The 17,904-nt window shown below is 48.2% G+C and carries 15 protein-coding genes and 1 pseudogene; 8 read left to right on the top strand and 8 right to left on the bottom strand.

The annotated features are described in order from the left end of the window. Positions 1-5 precede the first annotated feature (5 nt). The 6 genes from infB (at position 6) to ACGHTT_RS14790 (ending at position 7,952) form a co-directional block, all read left to right on the top strand. Positions 6-2,687 (top strand): translation initiation factor IF-2, encoded by a 2,682-nt coding sequence (infB, locus tag ACGHTT_RS14815; protein ID WP_390591625.1) that lies wholly within the window; start codon positions 6-8, stop codon positions 2,685-2,687. A 27-nt stretch (positions 2,688-2,714) separates the two neighbouring features. Next, the gene (gene rbfA / locus ACGHTT_RS14810) at positions 2,715-3,107 is read left to right on the top strand and encodes a 30S ribosome-binding factor RbfA (RefSeq protein ID WP_290265477.1); all 393 of its coding nucleotides are present in this window, start codon (positions 2,715-2,717) and stop codon (positions 3,105-3,107) included. Positions 3,108-3,120: 13 nt separating this feature from the next. Then, on the top strand, positions 3,121-4,068 hold the full coding sequence (gene truB / locus ACGHTT_RS14805) for a tRNA pseudouridine(55) synthase TruB (RefSeq protein WP_390591623.1): 948 nt from the start codon (positions 3,121-3,123) through the stop codon (positions 4,066-4,068). Between the two features lie 147 nt (positions 4,069-4,215). After that, positions 4,216-4,485, top strand: coding sequence for a 30S ribosomal protein S15 (gene rpsO / locus ACGHTT_RS14800; RefSeq protein WP_290265475.1), 270 nt, complete (start codon positions 4,216-4,218; stop codon positions 4,483-4,485). Positions 4,486-4,997: 512 nt separating this feature from the next. After that, positions 4,998-7,136 carry a polyribonucleotide nucleotidyltransferase gene (pnp, locus tag ACGHTT_RS14795; protein ID WP_390591621.1) on the top strand — a complete coding sequence of 713 codons (2,139 nt, stop codon included), beginning with the start codon at positions 4,998-5,000 and terminating at the stop codon, positions 7,134-7,136. A 267-nt stretch (positions 7,137-7,403) separates the two neighbouring features. Further along, positions 7,404-7,952, top strand: coding sequence for a tRNA-uridine aminocarboxypropyltransferase (locus ACGHTT_RS14790; protein WP_390591618.1), 549 nt, complete (start codon positions 7,404-7,406; stop codon positions 7,950-7,952). Between the two features lie 14 nt (positions 7,953-7,966). On the opposite strand, the gene ACGHTT_RS14785 is transcribed toward ACGHTT_RS14790, so the two are convergent. After that, positions 7,967-8,959, bottom strand: a complete 993-nt coding sequence (locus ACGHTT_RS14785; protein ID WP_390591617.1) for a 2-hydroxyacid dehydrogenase — start codon at positions 8,957-8,959, stop codon at positions 7,967-7,969. A 180-nt stretch (positions 8,960-9,139) separates the two neighbouring features. On the opposite strand from ACGHTT_RS14785, the gene ACGHTT_RS14780 reads away from it, so the two are divergent. Further along, complete coding sequence (locus ACGHTT_RS14780; protein ID WP_390591616.1) at positions 9,140-9,862, top strand: pseudouridine synthase; 723 nt, start codon at positions 9,140-9,142, stop codon at positions 9,860-9,862. 1,056 nt (positions 9,863-10,918) lie between these two features. On the opposite strand, the gene ACGHTT_RS14775 is transcribed toward ACGHTT_RS14780, so the two are convergent. The 7 genes from ACGHTT_RS14775 to ACGHTT_RS14745 form a co-directional block, all read right to left on the bottom strand. Beyond that, positions 10,919-11,296 (bottom strand): hypothetical protein, encoded by a 378-nt coding sequence (locus tag ACGHTT_RS14775; protein ID WP_390591615.1) that lies wholly within the window; start codon positions 11,294-11,296, stop codon positions 10,919-10,921. Between the two features lie 10 nt (positions 11,297-11,306). After that, a complete protein-coding gene (locus ACGHTT_RS14770; RefSeq protein ID WP_390591614.1) occupies positions 11,307-12,884 on the bottom strand; it encodes a putative adhesin in 1,578 nt (525 codons plus the stop codon). A gap of 302 nt (positions 12,885-13,186) precedes the next feature. After that, positions 13,187-13,726 carry a YdeI/OmpD-associated family protein gene (locus ACGHTT_RS14765; RefSeq protein ID WP_390591613.1) on the bottom strand — a complete coding sequence of 180 codons (540 nt, stop codon included), beginning with the start codon at positions 13,724-13,726 and terminating at the stop codon, positions 13,187-13,189. Between the two features lie 127 nt (positions 13,727-13,853). Further along, a complete protein-coding gene (locus ACGHTT_RS14760) occupies positions 13,854-14,441 on the bottom strand; it encodes a GNAT family N-acetyltransferase (RefSeq protein WP_390591612.1) in 588 nt (195 codons plus the stop codon). 11 nt (positions 14,442-14,452) lie between these two features. Further along, positions 14,453-15,034, bottom strand: coding sequence for a hypothetical protein (locus ACGHTT_RS14755; protein WP_390591611.1), 582 nt, complete (start codon positions 15,032-15,034; stop codon positions 14,453-14,455). 139 nt (positions 15,035-15,173) lie between these two features. Next, positions 15,174-15,749, bottom strand: a complete 576-nt coding sequence (locus tag ACGHTT_RS14750; protein ID WP_390591610.1) for a DUF6151 family protein — start codon at positions 15,747-15,749, stop codon at positions 15,174-15,176. Positions 15,750-15,814: 65 nt separating this feature from the next. Further along, positions 15,815-16,444 (bottom strand): class I SAM-dependent methyltransferase, encoded by a 630-nt coding sequence (locus ACGHTT_RS14745; RefSeq protein ID WP_390595062.1) that lies wholly within the window; start codon positions 16,442-16,444, stop codon positions 15,815-15,817. Between the two features lie 468 nt (positions 16,445-16,912). On the opposite strand from ACGHTT_RS14745, the pseudogene ACGHTT_RS14740 reads away from it, so the two are divergent. Continuing rightward, positions 16,913-17,872 (top strand): annotated as a pseudogene (locus ACGHTT_RS14740) (IS30 family transposase). Positions 17,873-17,904: the final 32 nt, after the last annotated feature.

The raw sequence follows: 17,904 nt of genomic DNA, 5'->3' as shown, positions 1-17,904 counted from the left end.
AGAGAATGGCTGAAGTAACTGTAAGCGAACTCGCCGAATCAGTCGGTGCTCCCGTTGAGCGTCTGCTTAAGCAGATGCAGGAAGCTGGTTTGAAGCACAAGAAAGCAGACGAATCCGTTTCTGATGATGAGAAACAAACGTTGCTGCGTTTTTTAAAGACGAGTCATGGCGAAGAAGTGGCGGAACCGCGCAAAATTACCTTAAAGCGTAAAACCACAACAACGTTAAAGACCGGATCCGGCGCTTCACGCAAAACTGTTAATGTGGAGGTGCGTAAGAAGCGCACCTACGTGAAACGAGATCCTTCTGATGTTGAAGAAGTTGAAACGCAAGTTTCTGATGAAGCTGAAGTAGCGGCTAAAGCAGCTGCTGAAGCCGAAGCGAAAGCGCAAGCCGCCGCCGAAGCGAAGGCTGCAGAGGAAGCTGCTAAGGCTGCCGAGCTAGCCGCAAAAGCAAAAGTTGCTGCGCCAGTGGCTTCAGAGGATGCTGCGCCGAAAGTATCGAGTAACCGTGTTGATGACATGGAAGAGCGTCGCATTGCTGCTTTAGAAGGCCGTCGTAAGCAAGAGGAAGACGAGCGTCGCAAGTCTGAAGAAGCCGAAGAAAAACGCAAAGCTGAAGAAGAGTTGCGTCAAAAGCGTGCCGATGCTGAAGCTAAAGCGAAGAAAGAAGAAGAGTCTAAAGGCAAGCATGGTCATGCGCCTAAGAAAGCTCGCCATTCTGATGCTGACGAAGGCGATGAAGCTGGTCGTCACAACAAAAAAGCTGGCCATCGTGCCGCCAAGAAAGCTACTGCGCCTGCGGCGCCAAAAAAAGGTGCACGTATCGACCTTAAGCGCTTGGACGAACTCGACGACGAACTCAACAAGACACGTCGCGCACGCGGCTCTTTGAAGCTAAATAACAAACACGGTTTCAAGAAGCCGACGGCGAAACAAGTGCTAGAAATTGAACTACCACAGCTTATTACCGTCGGTGAATTGGCTGCAAAAATGAACATCAAGGCCAACGAGCTCATCAAGCGTATGATGAAGATGGGCGTTATGGCGACCTTGAATGATCCGCTAGATCAAGAAACTTCGCAGTTAATTGTGGAAGAATTAGGTCACGCTTATCGTTTGAAGAGCGGCAACGAGCTTGAAGAAGCGTTGGAGCTGTCTATTTCTCACGACGGTGAAATGGTGAGTCGTGCGCCGGTTGTTACCGTTATGGGTCACGTTGACCATGGTAAGACATCGCTGCTTGATTACATCCGGAAAGCCAAAGTTGCCGCTGGTGAAGCCGGTGGTATTACCCAGCACATTGGCGCTTACCGTGTAAGTACAGAGAAAGGTGAAATCACCTTCTTGGATACCCCCGGTCACGCCGCGTTTACCGCTATGCGTGCTCGCGGTGCTCAGGCGACGGACGTGGTCATTCTCGTTGTTGCTGCCGACGATGGCGTCATGCCGCAAACCATTGAAGCAGTTCAGCATTCAAAGGCTGCCGGTGTACCAATCGTTGTGGCTATCAACAAGTGCGATAAAGAATCTGCCGATCCAGATCGCGTTAAAAACGAATTGGTTCAGCACGAAGTTATCCCAGAAGATTGGGGTGGCGACACACAGTTTATTGAAGTGTCGGCACATACCGGTGACGGCGTTGAAGCGCTGTTAGAGGCAATCTCTCTGCAGGCGGAAATGTTGGAACTGTTGGCGCCGATTGACGTGCCGGCTAAAGGTGTTGTGGTTGAATCGCGTGTCGATAAAGGCCGTGGTGCTATTGCAACGGTATTGGTTCAGCAAGGTACCTTGAAGCGTGGCGACATGTTGCTCGCCGGTCAGTCTTACGGTCGCGTTCGCGCCATGACCAACGAGCAAGGCCAGCAAGTTACCGAAGCGGGGCCATCCACGCCGGTTGAAATTTTAGGTCTTAACAACGCACCAGGTGCTGGCGATGATTTCGCCGTTGTGCCGGATGAGCGTAAAGCCCGTGAAGTTGCAGAGCACCGTGCTGAAAAAGAGCGCAGCGAAAAGCTCATGCGTCAGCAGGCCGCGAAGCTTGAAAATATGTTCGCCAATATGGGCGCAGAAGAGAAGAAGGTTCTCTCTGTTGTGGCCAAGGCAGACGTGCGCGGATCATTGGAAGCGATTTTGAGTTCACTTGCCGATATCGGTAATGAAGAAGTTGAAGTGAATGTTGTTTCTTCTGGTGTTGGTGGTATCACTGAAAGCGACGTTAACTTAGCGATGGCCACGGGTGCCATTGTGATTGGTTTTAACGTGCGTGCCGATGCAACCACTCGCCGTTTAGCTGAAGGCGAAGGTGTTGAAATCCGTTACTACAGCATCATTTACCAATTGTTAGATGAAGTGCGTTCTGCCTTGGCGGGTATGCTGTCACCAGAGCGCATCGAAGAAATTGTTGGTATCGCCGATGTACGCGAAGTGTTCCGCTCGCCTAAGTTCGGTCAGGTTGCTGGCTGTATGGTAACTGAGGGTACTGTCTTCCGTAATAAGCCGATTCGTGTACTGCGTGACAACGTGGTTATTTTCGAAGGTGAATTGGAATCTCTGCGTCGCTTTAAAGACGACGTTAAAGAAGTTCGCAACGGTACTGAATGTGGTATCGGTGTTAAGAACTACGACGTGAAGGTCGGTGACCAGATCGAAGTGTTCGACGTCAAAGAGGTTGCGAGAGAGCTCTAAGGAGCTCTTCTAGCGAGTAGATATTTTATGGCACGTGAATTTAAACGTACCGACCGGGTCGGCGATGCACTGCAGCGATCAATTTCGCAATTTATCCAGCAGGAAATCCGCGACCCGCGCATAGGCATGGTGAACGTCAACGACGTCACCGTGACCCGCGATTTTGCCTACGCAAAAATTTTCGTCACCTTTGTTGGGCGCGAAACCGACGAAGAGTGTAAGGCAGCGTTAGCTGTACTTAACAAAGCGTCGGGATTTTTGCGCACGCTAGTGGCAAAAGATTTGGATTTACGCACCACACCGCGTTTGCAGTTTGTTTACGATACAACCACTGTACGGGGTAATCAGCTGGCGAATTTGATCGAGCGTGCGGTGGCTGATGATAAGTCTAAGCATGTTGACGACGATATCGAGCAGTAGGTTATAACGGCGGATGGCAAGAAAACCTAAAGGGCGTCCTATTAGCGGCGTCTTGGTGTTGAATAAGCCGGGCGGAATGACATCCAACCGTGCGCTACAAATTGCAAAGCGACTATTTTACGTTGCTAAAGCGGGTCATACCGGTAGCCTAGACCCTTTGGCCACCGGTGTTTTGCCTCTGTGTTTCGGTGATTCCACCAAATTTTCCCAGTATTTGTTAGATGCCGATAAAACCTACGAAAGTACCTTTCGCTTGGGCGAGCGCACCGATACTAGTGATTCGGACGGGGATATCGTGGAAACTCATCTAGCGCAACACCTGACTGAGGCGATGGTATTAAAGGCTTTACAGGCTTTTAAGGGGCAGATAAGCCAGGTGCCATCGATGTTTTCAGCGCTTAAAAAAGACGGTCAGCCGCTCTACAAGCTCGCGCGACAAGGCATTGAGGTTGAGCGCAAGGCGCGTCAAGTCACGGTTTATGCGCTTGAGCTACTGGCCTTCCGGCCCGGCGAGGTGGCTGAAGTTGACGTCCGCGTCAGTTGCTCGAAAGGCACCTATATCAGAAGCATTGCCGAGGACTTAGGTCAGGCACTGGGTGTTGGTGGCCATGTGTCGCGTTTGCATCGTACGCAGGCAGGGCCTTTTACGCTTGCACAGAGTGTTAGCATCGATCGTTTGGAGGCACTTCGGGCCGACGCTGAGCCGGATGTTTTAGACGCTTTGTTGCTGCCGGTAGATGCCCCAATTGCGGACATGCCAAAGCTGGCATTACCGGAAGCTACCGCCTACTATTTCCGCCAGGGCAATCCCGTTATGGACGCGCAGGCCTTTGCCTTAGGGGGCGAAGGTGATAAGGTGCGTGTCTTTGATCAAGCTGGTGAATTTTTAGGCATTGGCGAATTAAGCGACGACGGTAGGGTAGCGCCAAAGCGCCTCGTTGCAACGAATTCAGCGGACTAAGGGTATACCTTAGATCGCTGTGGCCCCGATGGGGCGCAGGACCTGTCTGTAAATATGCACGGGCAGGCCTTTTATAACCGGTTGTTATAGTCCTCCTTTTGAAGAGTACTTTAGCAATTTGCATATTCTAAGTAATAGGTGATTGACATGGCACTAAGTGCAATTGAAAAAGCGGACATCGTAAAATCGTTTCAGCAAGCTGAAGGTGACACTGGTTCACCGGAAGTGCAGGTTGCATTGTTGACGCACAACATCAACAAGTTGCAAGGCCACTTTGCTGACAACAAGAAAGACCACCACTCACGTCGTGGTTTGATCCGCATGGTAAACCAGCGTCGCAAGCTGCTGGATTACTTGAAGGGCAAAGACGCACAGCGTTACATTGCTCTGATTCAGAAGCTAGGCCTACGCCGCTAGTTTCCAGTGCCCGCGCAAGCGGGCGCTTTTTTATGTACAGGATGTACGGTATTCCACGAGAGGCAGGACGCCGGTAGTGGAGATGTACAGGATGTACGGTATTCCACGAGAGGCAGGACGCCGGTAGTGGAGATGTACAGGATGTACGGGCCGAAAATTGCTCCTGCATTTTAGGCACTTGAGCTTGCGCTGCTCTGCGAGTCGCCATCCGTGGCGGTCGTATTCCACGAGAGGCAGGACGCCGGTAGCGACGACGTACAAGGCGAATAGGCCAGCATGGCGCGAGCAATGTGCGCATAGAAATTATAGGGCTCGCTCGAACCTGTCGAGTGAGTCAGATGATGTTGGCGGTAAACTCGCCGTCAACAAGTTAGAAAAGAGCGAAGCCAATTGGCATGTCGGACGTAAAGCATGTCGGGGTAGTCTCAAGCAAGTTAAAGCGTGTGGGCAATGGCCTACAGAAAGAATTATCAATGAATCAAAATGAAAGCAAAGAGAAAAGGACGAAATAAGTGAATCCTGTAATCAAATCGTTCCAATACGGAAATCAAACTGTAACCCTAGAAACTGGCCGCGTTGCTCGTCAAGCGAGTGGTGCGGTTATCGCCAGCATTGGCGATACCTCAGTACTGTGTACTGTTGTGGGCGCCAAAGATGCTAAAGATGGCATCGACTTTTTCCCACTGTCAGTTCACTACGTAGAAAAAGCTTACGCTGCCGGTAAAATTCCCGGTGGATTTTTCAAGCGCGAAGGTCGCCCAAGCGAGAAAGAAACCTTAACCTCGCGTCTGATCGATCGCCCCATCCGTCCACTGTTCCCCAAGGGCTTTAAAAACGAAGTTCAGGTCGTGTGTACGGTTATATCTGCTGATAAAGATGTCGATCCAGATATCTGCGCCATGATTGGCACCTCAGCAGCGCTGTCTATTTCTGGTATTCCGTTTGCTGGCCCTATTGGCTGTGCACGCGTGGGTTATACCCAAGCCGATGGCTACCTGTTGAACCCTAACTACAGTGTGTTGAAAAACTCCGAGTTAGACATGGTTGTTGCCGGTACCGCAGACGCCGTACTAATGGTTGAGTCTGAAGCAAACGAATTGCCAGAAGACATCATGTTAGGCGCGGTACTTTACGCCCACCAAGAACAGCAAGCGGTTATTCAAGCGATCAATGAATTAGCACGCGATGCCGCCAAGCCTGTTTGGGATTGGTCTGCACCGGTTGAGAATGCTGACCTGAAAGCGGCATTGGCCAAAGGCTTTGAAGATTCCATCGGTGTGGCTTATCGCATTACCGATAAAGCCAAGCGTTACGATCGCTTAAACGAATTGCGCACCCAAGCCATTGCAGAATTGGTTGATGCAGAGTCTGGCGTTAGCAAAGATGATGTGCGCGAAATGTTCGGCAAAATTGAAAAGAACATCGTGCGTACTCGCGTTGTTGCTGGCGAGCCTCGTATCGACGGTCGCGACAACAAAACTGTTCGCGGCATTAGCTGTGAAGTAGGTGTATTAGGTAAAGCACACGGTTCTGCCTTGTTCACCCGCGGCGAAACACAGGCTTTGGTTGTGGCCACCTTAGGCTCAGCGCGCGATGCACAAATCATCGACGCCCTTGAAGGCGAGCGCAAAGACCCCTTTATGTTGCACTACAACTTCCCTCCCTACTCAGTGGGTGAGTGTGGTCGTATGGGCGCCACTGGTCGTCGCGAAATCGGTCATGGCCGCTTGGCGCGTCGCGGTGTTGCCGCTGTTCTGCCAAACATGGCGGACTTCCCTTATAGCCTGCGCGTTGTGAGTGAAATTACTGAATCTAATGGTTCGTCTTCCATGGCCTCTGTGTGTGGTACAAGCCTTGCGCTAATGGATGCTGGTGTGCCATTGAAGGCGCCAGTAGCCGGTATCGCTATGGGCTTGGTTAAAGAATCAAATGGTTTTGCCGTTTTAACCGATATTCTTGGTGACGAAGATCATCTCGGCGACATGGATTTCAAAGTAGCCGGTACCGCCAACGGTGTTACCGCGCTGCAGATGGATATCAAAATCCAGGGCATTACCGAAGAGATTATGGATATCGCACTAGAGCAAGCTCTACACGCGCGCTTACATATTCTTGCCGAAATGAACAAAGTTATTTCTACCGCACGCGGTGAAATTTCTGATAACGCACCACGCTTCGAAGTGATCAAGATTGATCCAGACAAGATTCGCGACATCATCGGTAAAGGCGGCGCTGTTATCCGCTCTATGACCGAGGAAACGGGCGCTTCTATCGATATCGAAGACGATGGCACTGTGCGCATCTTTGGTGCTAACGGTGAAGTGATTCGCGATGTGTTGGATCGCATTGGCGCAATCACGGCTGAAGCCGAGATTGGTGCTATCTACGAAGGTACTGTGGTTCGTATCGTAGACTTTGGTGCCTTTATTAACTTCTTGCCAGGTAAAGATGGTTTAGTTCACATTTCACAAATCGCTGATGAGCGCGTTAATGATGTGAATGACTACTTGAAAGAAGGTCAGGTTATTCGTGTGAAGTGTTTGGATGTAGATCAGCGTGGTCGTATTAAGCTGTCTATCAAAGAAGCACAGCGCGACGAAAACCCAGCACCGGCCGAAGCGCCAGCTGCTGAAGAGCAACAGCCAGAATAAGTTTTTGGTTGGCGTATGAAGAAGCCCGGTTTTTTTAACCGGGCTTTTTTTTGGGGAAAATAAAACATGAGTTCCTAGCCGGGATGCCGGACACTCCTAGTTTCTAGGGACGGGCCATCCCGTCTCTAACGTCAAGCCACAAGCTTCAGGTTAAAGGCGAAGAGCCGTTAATTGAGAGACTGTAGGCTACAATCGGTGTCACCGATACTACACTTGGGTGAGTTCCTTTGTTGAAAAATGCCTTTAAATTTAGTGAGAGGTAGTGTCTTGCCGATAAATTTCGTTTTGTTATGTCATGAGCGCGAGTTGCAAAAGAAGTCCAACACTGGGCAGTTGCTGGCTGGGTGCCAAGGTGTAAGTGCGCGCACCGTTATCTGGGCTAGAAAAGCACCGGATGCCAGTTTATTAGCAGATATTAACGATGGAAAAACTTGTTTGGTTTATCCATTGCTCGGCACGCAAGGGCACAAGTTGACGTGTTTGGAGGAGCGGCAGCAGGGCGATACTTACAATCGCTTAGCAGTACTCTTGCCCGACAATCCCGTGGTTGTGCTTATTGATGCAACCTGGCAGCAGGCGCAGAAGATGTTCAATCAAAGCCCCTATCTGCAAAATATTCCGCGCCTAGAGCTAGCGCGTGAGCGCCCGTCGCAGTTTCGTCTGCGCCGCAATCAGAAGGCTTATGGCCTTTGCACTGTAGAGTGCGCGATAGAACTCCTGCGGTTGAGTGGAGCAAGGGCGGAGGCAAATCAACTCGAAACGAACTTTGTTGGTTTTATGAGCTTGCCTAAAGTGTCATGTGGAGAGTCGGAGTAAGCAGGTGAATAGCATTAGATAGGCAGTCGATTTCCGCAATTTTTACCGTTAAATTCCAGCTTGGCATTATTCAATGTCGTCTCGCCAATATTGTGTAGAGCCTCGCGGGTTAAAAATGCTTGATGCCCGGTAATCAATACATTGGGAAAGGTAAGTAATCGCGCGAATACATCGTCTTGTAATATATGCTCAGACTCGTCATTGAAAAACAGATTGCCTTCCTCTTCGTACACATCTAGGCCAAGGTAACCTACCTGACCGGTTTTAAGGTGTTGAATCACCGCCGGCGTATCAATCAGGCCGCCTCGGCTGGTGTTAATCAACATAACGCCGTGGGGCATAAGACCGAGTGCCTCGTTGTTGATGATGTGGTAGGTTTCTGGCACCAGCGGGCAGTGCAAGCTGATAATACGAGCGCTGGTAAAAAGTTCATTGCACGAAATATACTTTACCCCTAAAGCAATAAGCGCCGAGTCTGGCATGGTATCAAAGGCATAGACATCGCAGCCAAAACCTAACATGATCCGGCAAAAGGCGGCACCGATTTTACCAGTGCCCACGACGCCCACCGGGCAGCCGTGTAAATTAAAACCCTGTAAACCATCCAGTGAAAAATTGGTTTCGCGCACGCGCGAGTGAGCTTTGCAGAGTTTTCTATTGAGCGCGAGAATTAGCCCGACGGCGTGTTCTGCCACACCTTCAGGAGCGTAGGCGGGTACCCGTGCGATTGTTATGCCCAACCGTTGTGCTGCGGCTCTATCCACCTGATTAAATCCGGCACAGCGCAGTAACACCAAGGAAATATTCTGCGCTGCCAAGGCTGTCAGGCAGGCCTCGTCGAGTTGATCATTGACGAAGACGCAGACTGCATCGGCGCCAGCGGCGACAGGGGCCGTTTCAGCGTTCAAATGGATATCAAAGAAACGCAATTCAAAGCCATAGTGCTTATTAATCGTTTCAAAGCTTTCTTGATCGTATTTTTTCGCACTAAAAAATACAATGTTCATTGGCGAGCTCCGTCTTAATTTGTCTATTAGCCAAAGGCAAATTGATCGATGGCTTATGTAAAACTCGTTTCAGCCTAGATAATAGCGGTAAGGGGGAAGCCTGTGTTGATCAATGTCAAGCCGGGTTCGATTAATCTTTTGTCGCGCCAACCTCAGTAAGAACAGGACAAAATAGACTGCATGAAATCCACTAGTGTGCGCTTAGATCGATACCTGAAAAAGGCGCTGTCACTTGCGCGGGCGGAGGTTCAATTGTTGTTGGCGCGCGGGGAAGTATTTCTTGATGGTGAATGCGCCAAAGATATTCAACAACTTGTCGGCGAGTTTACCCAAGTGGTCGTGGCTGGTCGCCTATTGCAGAATAGGCAACCGCACTATATCCAGCTACATAAGCCGCCAGGTATCGTTAGCGCCACCCGCGATCACAAGCACAAAACCGTCATTGACCTCATCACTGCCGATTGTGCGGCTGAACTGCATTTAGTCGGCCGGTTAGACTTCAATTCAACCGGCTTAGTTCTGCTTACCAACGACGGCCGCTGGTCCCGCCGGTTAACTAATCCCGCGTCAGGTGTGGAAAAACACTATCGCGTAACGCTGGACAAGCCTATCACCCCGGATATCGTCGCTGCTTTCACGAAGGGAATGCATTTCGGATTTGAAGACATCATCACTCGTCCTGTTCGCACCTCCTTTACCGACCCCCTATGTGTAGATCTCTATCTGCACGAAGGTCGCTACCATCAAATTAAGCGCATGTTTGGTCACTTCCAGATTACAGTATTGAGTTTACATAGGCTTGCCATTGGCAATGTGGTGTTAGATTCTAAGTTAGCTGAAGGCGAGTGGCGGGCGCTTACGGCTGCTGAGGTGAGCGGGCTAGGACAATATGGTGAAGGGTAAGCAGTAACCATTTTCGGCTCTAACAGGCGTTTCGAGCATAGAGTCATGTCATTTTCTTGCCAAGGTCTCTTTAGTGTCTTTGGTGACTCATTCATTGGCGACAAACGGGAGAGCTCGGGATTTTCCTGTTGCTGAGGCCTTTATTGCCATAAAGGATTTGGATTAAGGCCTTGCGTGGTTTGCGAAGCACTATTGTATATTATGCATAGAGCGCTAAGTGGACTCAGGGTTTTCATCAGAACTATTCCTCCCTGTGGATCTATCGTCTTATCGTAATCTTCAGCGTCATATACTCTTGCCTGCTTTCTATTGTTAGATCAGGTTTACGAGTTTAGACATTTTTCTACCTAATTTACGGATTCTTATTTGGGTTTATTGATTTTTAAAATCTTCACGGTAAAGAGCATAGGTGACGTCGTCTAGAAATGTCTTCAGAGCCAATTCTGTAGGTGAGCAAAACTCCCTTGAAGCGATTATTCCATAGGTGAATGACTGGCCTGCTTGTAGTTCAAGACGAGGATTTTTTCAGGATAATGCTTTGGATTTTATAAATTCCATTTGGGCAATAATTGACTGAAAAATTGGCGGTTCGAATTTAGCGATAAGCTAGAACAGTTCAATATCGGCTTTAAAAACGTATCATTGACGCATTAATAATGACTGCAGTATTACTGGCAACTTTTTTGCTCTCCGCTGGTCAGCACCGCGGTTACAGCAGACGTGATGATTTCAGAGAATTAAATTGAGCATAGGTATGTATTTCTTGTGTTCACAGTGCTTATTCAATTCCCTAATCGTTTGATGCTGTATTCTAGAGCAGTTTTAGGCAGCTGTAAAAACCGCCGATTTCTAGTGAGTTTTAGTGGGGTATCCACGGTATTATTCGAGCAATAGAGATTATTAGCGTTGCAGGAAAGTTTTCATGCATTATACGGCCATAAATTGCTATTGAGTGCCTGACAAAAAAACAGAAAAAAATTCTCGGTTGGTGCCTGGATCAGCATAAGGTAAAATATTTATGCATTCAGCTACTAGCGACCTGGCACCGAGCTAATATTAATCCACTACTTTGAGGTTCAGCAGTATCTCTTGCACCTTTGTAATTGTGATTGCAATCCAATATTTTTGTGAGCTTTGAATGACAACGCCTTCAATATTGTTCATTCTTGAGGCCATTTCTAGTGCTTTATCTAAGGGCATGCCACCAAACGGCTTTTCCAGGTCTTTATTTTCGGGTGATGTATGAAATACTATTGCCTTCAACCCATCTCCGACAGAAACAACAGGCACACTTTTTTCATTTGTCTTAGAGTTTACTTTCAAATTAAAAAGCACTTCAAAATTTTTTGCATCTTTAAAAATATTTGTATAGTCGTCATCGCTCTTGCTTATTGACGCATTAATTACAGCATTATCGAATTTTTCTCTGGTCACAAGAATTTACCTAGTCATATATTGTAATAAAGGATTCGAGATCTTCATCAATTATACCATCGATGTCATACACTCGATTACTTGCGTCTGCTGATGCATCGTAAGTACAGGCTGCCCAGTGGCAATCTCCCTGATCAGGCTTTAGCAAGTCTTTAAGAAGAGTTCTATCTTTTACTGTAGTTGGATTCCCCGTAATGTTTAAATCATCTCCCGGATACAGTGCATAGTTTGGTATTGCATCCCCCGCTTCATATGTTTTTTTATAGACCTTTGATAAATCCTGATTTTGTTCAATAGCGTTTCCTAAGTCATCAGTAATTGTAGCTCCATGCTCAGAATAAAACGTAATTTTTGTACCTTCAGGAACAACTACTACTCCATCCGTAGCGCTGTAGTCTCCATGCCCACTGAATATCTCTTTGTCACCACTACTGGTTTTACTTTCCTTGGTTTTTGGATCACTCTCAGTCGGTACTCGATTTGGCCTCTTGGGAGTATTTGTGGCGCCTGCACTAATCGAGTCCCCAGTCTTAACATCATCAAAACTACGCTTAACACTTTTCGCCGCGCGCTTTGCTTGCTCCTTCGCGTGTTCTGCTAGCTCTTTCGAGGCTTTGGCAAAGTCTACTAACAATTGACCGAGTTTTTTGAACTTGGTCATGTGCCGGGCTTTTGAGGCGGTGGCGGCTATGGCGCCGGCGCCGCCGGTTAGGGCTGCGAGAACAGCCGTGAGGATGATTTCAAATACCGCGGCGCCGCCGGCTTCGGTCAGCTCGATGGCATGTTGCGCTTTGATGTAGTTCCAACTAAACGTTTTTAGGTCGCTGGCGAGGGTAGCGTCATCCATGATGAGGCTTGTGGCGTCCATGGCTTGCGCCATTTGTTCACGGGTAATTTGGGTTGGGTCGAAGCCGATAACTTCAACCACTTCGCGCCATTCCTCTTTCTGCAATTGGGTGGCGAACACTTCGAGCTTATTGTCTGCTTGGCTGGCAACGGCGAGCGCCTTGATGCGGTTTTGTAGGCGCACGACGGGGTTCACCAAGTCAGACGCTTCTTTGGCCCAGCACAGTAGCCCCCAAGCCGCTTTGCCTAAGCCGGTCATGGCAGCACCGGTGTAGATGAGGCTCTTGCCCAGTGCAGACTCTTGATCCATTAAGGCCTGATGGCGTGCGGCCTCTTGTCTTTCATCGGATAATATTTCATTTAACGCCTGGCGAATCTTCACCCGCAATATGGCGCGATCGTCGGCGACGGGTTGTAGGCTAGTGTCTTTCTCGATGATCAGCTGCGAGCGCTCGATGGCGTCGGCTATGCGGTCGTTGTTGGTGCTTACTTGGTTGACGATGCTTGGCCCACTGATGGCGCCCGCGTTGGCTTGCGGCGTGCACAGGTGCCTAGGTAGGTAGTCTGTACTGCCGAAGAAGGTCTGATAGATTTCAGTGGTTTGTTGCGGTGCCAGCTCGCCAATGAAGGCTTGCGCTTGGCCTGGGCCACGGAACAGATTCTTGTTTGAGCAGATGTCGCTGCCCCAGCCGTGCGTTAGTCGATAGCGTCGACCTTGTGAATCCGTGAGGATGATTGACATGTCCTTGTCTCGTCCCAAATAAAGAGCCGGTATTATCTTTCGGTTTCGCTGAAAATACACATTTTGGTGAATTTATCGTCGGAATTTGTCGACTACTAGACACTAACTGGTGCGATAGAACTAAGTTGCGACGGAGATTTGGGCAGGCGCTGAAGTGCTTGGCGTTTTACTAGCCTTGTTACGTTATTACCTACAGGTTTTGGCTGGCGTTGGCGTGGGATCTGGTAGGCAAGGTTGCGTCTGTCTTGTGTTAAGAATTGGCGTCCGAACCCGAGAGGAGGGGAGGGCTGCATCAACCTAGGTTAATCAATGGCTTTGGGTGCGCTAAAGGCCTTGCTGAAGTAGCCCGAGGTGTCAAAACAGCACACCCGCTTTTTACCTGAGGCGAGCATGTCGCAGGCATCATTAACGCGCTTGGAGCGGGTTTTGGCTTGCTTGGCTGAGGTTACCCAATGAATCCAATCGAGACGCGCAATGGTGGTTGTGGCTTGCCATATGGCTAGGGCGTCTGGCTGCGCTTGTAGTGCGTTAGCAAGGTCATCGGGCAGGTCCGGTTCGGGCTCTTGCTCAACGGGTGCAATTTCAAACAGCGCGTCTTCACCGTAGTTGGCGTGTGTGGCTTTGAGTAGCTCGGCACTTATACGCAGCCAATGGCTTTTCTGGCCATCCGGTTCCAGCAACACGGTAAACGGGCAGCTGTTAATACTTGCCGCCACTGTGGTGCGGCCGCGCCTAGGCAATAGGGCACTAATCTCTTTCGGCAATATGACAAACGCCCACTGCTCGTTTTCGCCTAGGCCTTGAGGTTTACGTAACGGAGCAGAGAATTGGCTTTTCATCATTGGCTGCTCTCAAGCAATGCTTTCGGTTTTGTTTTATTCAGGTAAATTTAGCTACCACCGTGACGCGCCGTAACGCCTAGCATGCGGCCGGCGACAATGATTGCTGGCGTTGCTTTTTAGCTGGCTTTTAGCTGCTTTTCGGCGCCTTAGATGTATTCTCAATACTACTTGGGTGCCTGTATATATGCCAATTAGCGCTCCGAAAGTGTACTGCTTTCTCAAAATATGCACCTATCGCTAGCGCCAGTTGGATGGACGCTGCATTTTCAGCATGGATCAAGCTAATCAACGATATGTTGGGCAGGTGATCAAGCCCTACTTTTTGTATTGCTCCAGCAGCCTCGCTGGCGTAGCCCTTTCCCCAGTAAGCTGGCGCTAGCGCCCATTTTATTTCCGGGCTGGGCCAGTCATTTGGAAACCAAAATCCGGAAGTGCCCAATACCTTACCGCTCGATTTTTCTTCTATGGCGTAGGGGCCATAACCGCGGAGCTGCCAGTGGCCAATCATCCCGCACATAGTGCGCCATGTTTCTCCCTCCGTGAATTCACGGCCAACGGTAAAGCGTGTTGCTTCTGCAGAGGAAAAGTAGTGGTGCAGGTCCTGCCAATCTTTTTCTTGAAACTGCCGTAGCATTAATCGCTCGGTTTCAATGTTATTTGGCACGAGAGCTTTCATTTTTGAGGTCTGCTCCATTACGGTCTGTGGGTGTTTCATGAGCATTAACGTTACCTGCCGGTAACATCAGGCCTATGCATTTTTATAAAGGCTAGGGTGTCTTGAATTTTGGATAATAATGTCTCTGGTTGATTTTCATTAAACTTTCCAATGCCAAAAATTTCTAGGCTGCCATCGGGCGCTTTCATTGATTGGCTGAGAGCTAGAGTATAGGTAGAGCCCTTTGGAACACTGAACGGTAAAATAAACACAGTGTACCCATCTATTTCGATATCATACTTGGCGAGTAGTTCTTGAGGCCAATTTATATGGTTTACAAAAATCTGCTCCACGGTGGTGTTCGGAATAAACGTTGCGGCAGTGCCTTTATAGACATCGTTTAACAGCGTTGGTCTATTTGTTGTTAAAAGCGCGTGCATCGCAAGCCAGGGTGTAAGCCCCTTTTTATTTAGCATGTATTTCGGCTCAATCAACGCGCCTGTGCTAATTGAGGCTTGTACCCCTATCATGGCAATTAGGCTCTGGGTCATATTTTGGTTTAAGCCAACCAGATTGAGTGGCGCTTTGGTTAATCCATAGAAATACAAGTTGTCCCATTTTGTCGCTGAGACGTTGGCTGTGCCTTCTTCCATTACATATCCCTTGCTAGCGGCAGTGATGCTATTTGAAGTCGATGAGCTACCCTGATGACTGGATAATAACAAAGGCTTTATCACGGTTAAAACCTAAGCAATTTTTGTCTTCTGGCGAACTGCTTTGAGAGCTTGCATGCTACGAAATTGAATCAATCTCGGCTATCGGCTTTTTGTCATTGAAGAAAGGGTGTGGTCTATTCCTTTTTCTAAGCATTCCCTTAAGCATAAAGGCCAAAATTTTTGGTATCCCTGATATTGGAAATCTAGCATGAGTATCTTTTGGCATGTCGCCTCTTGAGTATTTTCCGAATGCCTTTACTGTTACGGGCCCTAGAGCTTTTAATTTTTGTTGGTCGCTGGAGAAGTTCATAAGCTTCACGGACAGGCCAACAAAGGGGATGTTCGGTGAGCGCATTGTGTTGGCTATTGGCATGTTGCAGCACGTGGTGTGCCACCGATACAAGCCCTTAGGCGTTAGTTGTAGGCAGCCGATCTTATCTTTGCCCTCGGTAATTTTCATGTGCGCTGGATAGGTCTGAAAAAGCTCCGTGCCGCCATGCTCATCCAGAATGTTTGCTTCGTTATTTAAATGCCTAGCGAAATTTTGGCAGTCTATACATAAGCAATGCACGTGAAAGAATGACTCGGGAATAATTTCGACACTTCCTTTTATACCACCGCATAAACATTTTAATTCAACTGAATGTGCCACATTGGTTCCTTGTTTTTAAATGTCGTCCGACTGGTTAATCTACGTACAGCTGGCGCGTTACTAAGCTAGCTAGACTTTTTAGCAACTATAAATACCGATTCATGGCTGGTCTGCCACTCTCGTTCGATCGTAAAACCCGTTTTCAATAATTTTGAAATAAGCTGGCTCTTTGTAAAGCGGCTGACATGTGGCGCAAAACCTAAAAGCTGCATACCAGAGATCAACCATCGAAACGCAAAGTTAATTTCTGCGATTAGCGATGTACTTGAAATAAATACCCCATCTTCCTTTAGAAGTTGATGAACGTTTGCAATCGCACCATCTACATCCTCCAAAAGGTGCAGTACATTTAGACCTAGAACTGCGTCGAAACGTTGATTCTGAGGTTTTAGGTTGTCTAGTGTACCCTGTCGGAAATCAATATTCTTTACCCCAGCTTCATTTGCCTTTCGCTCAGCGGCTTCAATCATCTTGCCGGATATATCGGTAGCAACCACATGCTCCACATAAGGGGCATGGAAAATGGCGGTGGCACCACTGCCGCAGCCAAACTCGAGCACCGTCGAGTCTGCCCTCAAGTACTCCCGGGTGATTGCCAGCTTCTTTTGATACGTAGCTTCATCTTTAACGGGACTTTTAATATATTTTGCCGCTGATTTGTCCCAAAATTTTTCAGAGTCTATCATCGTTAATATATTCCAGTAGTGCTCAAAAATGCATCTATGTGACGTGCCATCAATCGCTTCATGATGTTAAATGTAAGGCCAGCACCACAGCTTCATATATTTCGTAGTAGGGCTTGGCCTTCAAGGGTTTTACCTCTCCATCAGTGCTGTCCTGCACGGGGTCGCTCGCGCGTCATCCATGGCGCTTGTAAAACCCTTAAAGGCCAATCCTCCGAATTAAGTGGTAGCTGCGAGTGACTTGGAAAAGTCTAGATCTGTTGGGCCGTCACAAAAGCTAATTCACTCCGACCCCTTTATCTTCATGGATTAAAATCACTCATTAGCCGGCTGCACAAAAAGTGACAGGTTGCGGAGTCAGATTGCATGCCCTTGTTATGCAAGCCGAATTCATATACTAACCGCGACAAATTTAATATTAAGAGAGATGACCTGTGATACAAAGGCTTTTTTACTCCCGCCAAGAAGTGAAAAACCATTATGAAGTATCAGCAGATCACCTCAGGGGAAAGATATACCCTTTCAGCACTGAGAAAACAAGGGTTACCGATAGCTAAAATCGCTTCAATCATGGGTCGACACCGAAGTACGATCTATCGAGAACTAGACCGCAATTTAAGCCCCAGGAAGTGGTGCTATCGGCCATTTGAAGCAGATAGTATGACTCGTGGCCGACGCAGGCGGTCTCGCCGCAACAGACATTACACGGAGGAGGACTTTACGCTAGTCCGAAAGCTTCTCAAGAAAAAATGGTCACCGGAGTAAATCGTTGGGCATTTGCGCAGATTCAAACTTATGACACGACGCTTGAGCCACGAGACCATCTACCAATATATCTGGCGCGATAAAGAAGCAGGTGGAAATTTATGGATTTACCTACGGCAGTCACCAAAACAGAGACGCAAACGCTACAAAGCCTACGACAGTAGAGGAAGACTGGCAAGCAAGCGGAACATTAGTGAGCGTCCGGACAGCGTAGAAACACGCAGATTTAAGGGTCATTGGGAGATTGACACGGTTCATGGAAGGGGCAGCAACCACTGTATCGTGACTTTATTAGAACGGAAGACCGGTTACGTAATGATTGGTAAGTTAAAAGATAAATCCACCAGATCACTTAACAAAAGGACGATCAGTTTAATTGACCGTGCTCCTATTAATTTTAAAACAATAACGTCTGACAACGGGACTGAGTTTCATCAATATAAGGAAATTGAAGTGCGGTGCGACACCAAATTCTACTTTGCTAATCCCTATTACTCTTGGGAACGCGGCAGTAATGAAAATGTGAATGGGTTGATTCGTCAATACTTGCCAAAAACGGAAAGCATGGCCAGCCTTACTCAACAGCAATGTGACACTATTGCGCAAAAGCTGAATAGTCGCCCCAGAAAACGTTACAACTATAAAACGCCAGAAGAGATGTACTATGGAAATTGAACGTAATTGTCGCACTTCAAACTTGATACTAG

Origin of the sequence: Simiduia litorea, assembly GCF_042853465.1 — a bacterium.
Taxonomy (GTDB): Bacteria; Pseudomonadota; Gammaproteobacteria; order Pseudomonadales; family Cellvibrionaceae; genus Simiduia; species Simiduia litorea.
This window is presented reverse-complemented; position numbering and strand designations above follow the sequence as displayed.

Excerpts from the sequence above, each read along its gene's own strand:
- ACGHTT_RS14785 (WP_390591617.1), bottom strand. The coding sequence starts at position 8,959 with ATGAACATTGTATTTTTTAGTGCGAAAAAATACGATCAAGAAAGCTTT.
- truB (WP_390591623.1), top strand. The coding sequence starts at position 3,121 with ATGGCAAGAAAACCTAAAGGGCGTCCTATTAGCGGCGTCTTGGTGTTG.
- ACGHTT_RS14755 (WP_390591611.1), bottom strand. The coding sequence starts at position 15,034 with ATGGAAGAAGGCACAGCCAACGTCTCAGCGACAAAATGGGACAACTTG.
- rpsO (WP_290265475.1), top strand. The coding sequence starts at position 4,216 with ATGGCACTAAGTGCAATTGAAAAAGCGGACATCGTAAAATCGTTTCAG.
- ACGHTT_RS14780 (WP_390591616.1), top strand. The coding sequence starts at position 9,140 with ATGAAATCCACTAGTGTGCGCTTAGATCGATACCTGAAAAAGGCGCTG.
- infB (WP_390591625.1), top strand. The coding sequence starts at position 6 with ATGGCTGAAGTAACTGTAAGCGAACTCGCCGAATCAGTCGGTGCTCCC.
- ACGHTT_RS14760 (WP_390591612.1), bottom strand. The coding sequence starts at position 14,441 with ATGAAACACCCACAGACCGTAATGGAGCAGACCTCAAAAATGAAAGCT.
- ACGHTT_RS14770 (WP_390591614.1), bottom strand. The coding sequence starts at position 12,884 with ATGTCAATCATCCTCACGGATTCACAAGGTCGACGCTATCGACTAACG.
- rbfA (WP_290265477.1), top strand. The coding sequence starts at position 2,715 with ATGGCACGTGAATTTAAACGTACCGACCGGGTCGGCGATGCACTGCAG.
- ACGHTT_RS14765 (WP_390591613.1), bottom strand. The coding sequence starts at position 13,726 with ATGATGAAAAGCCAATTCTCTGCTCCGTTACGTAAACCTCAAGGCCTA.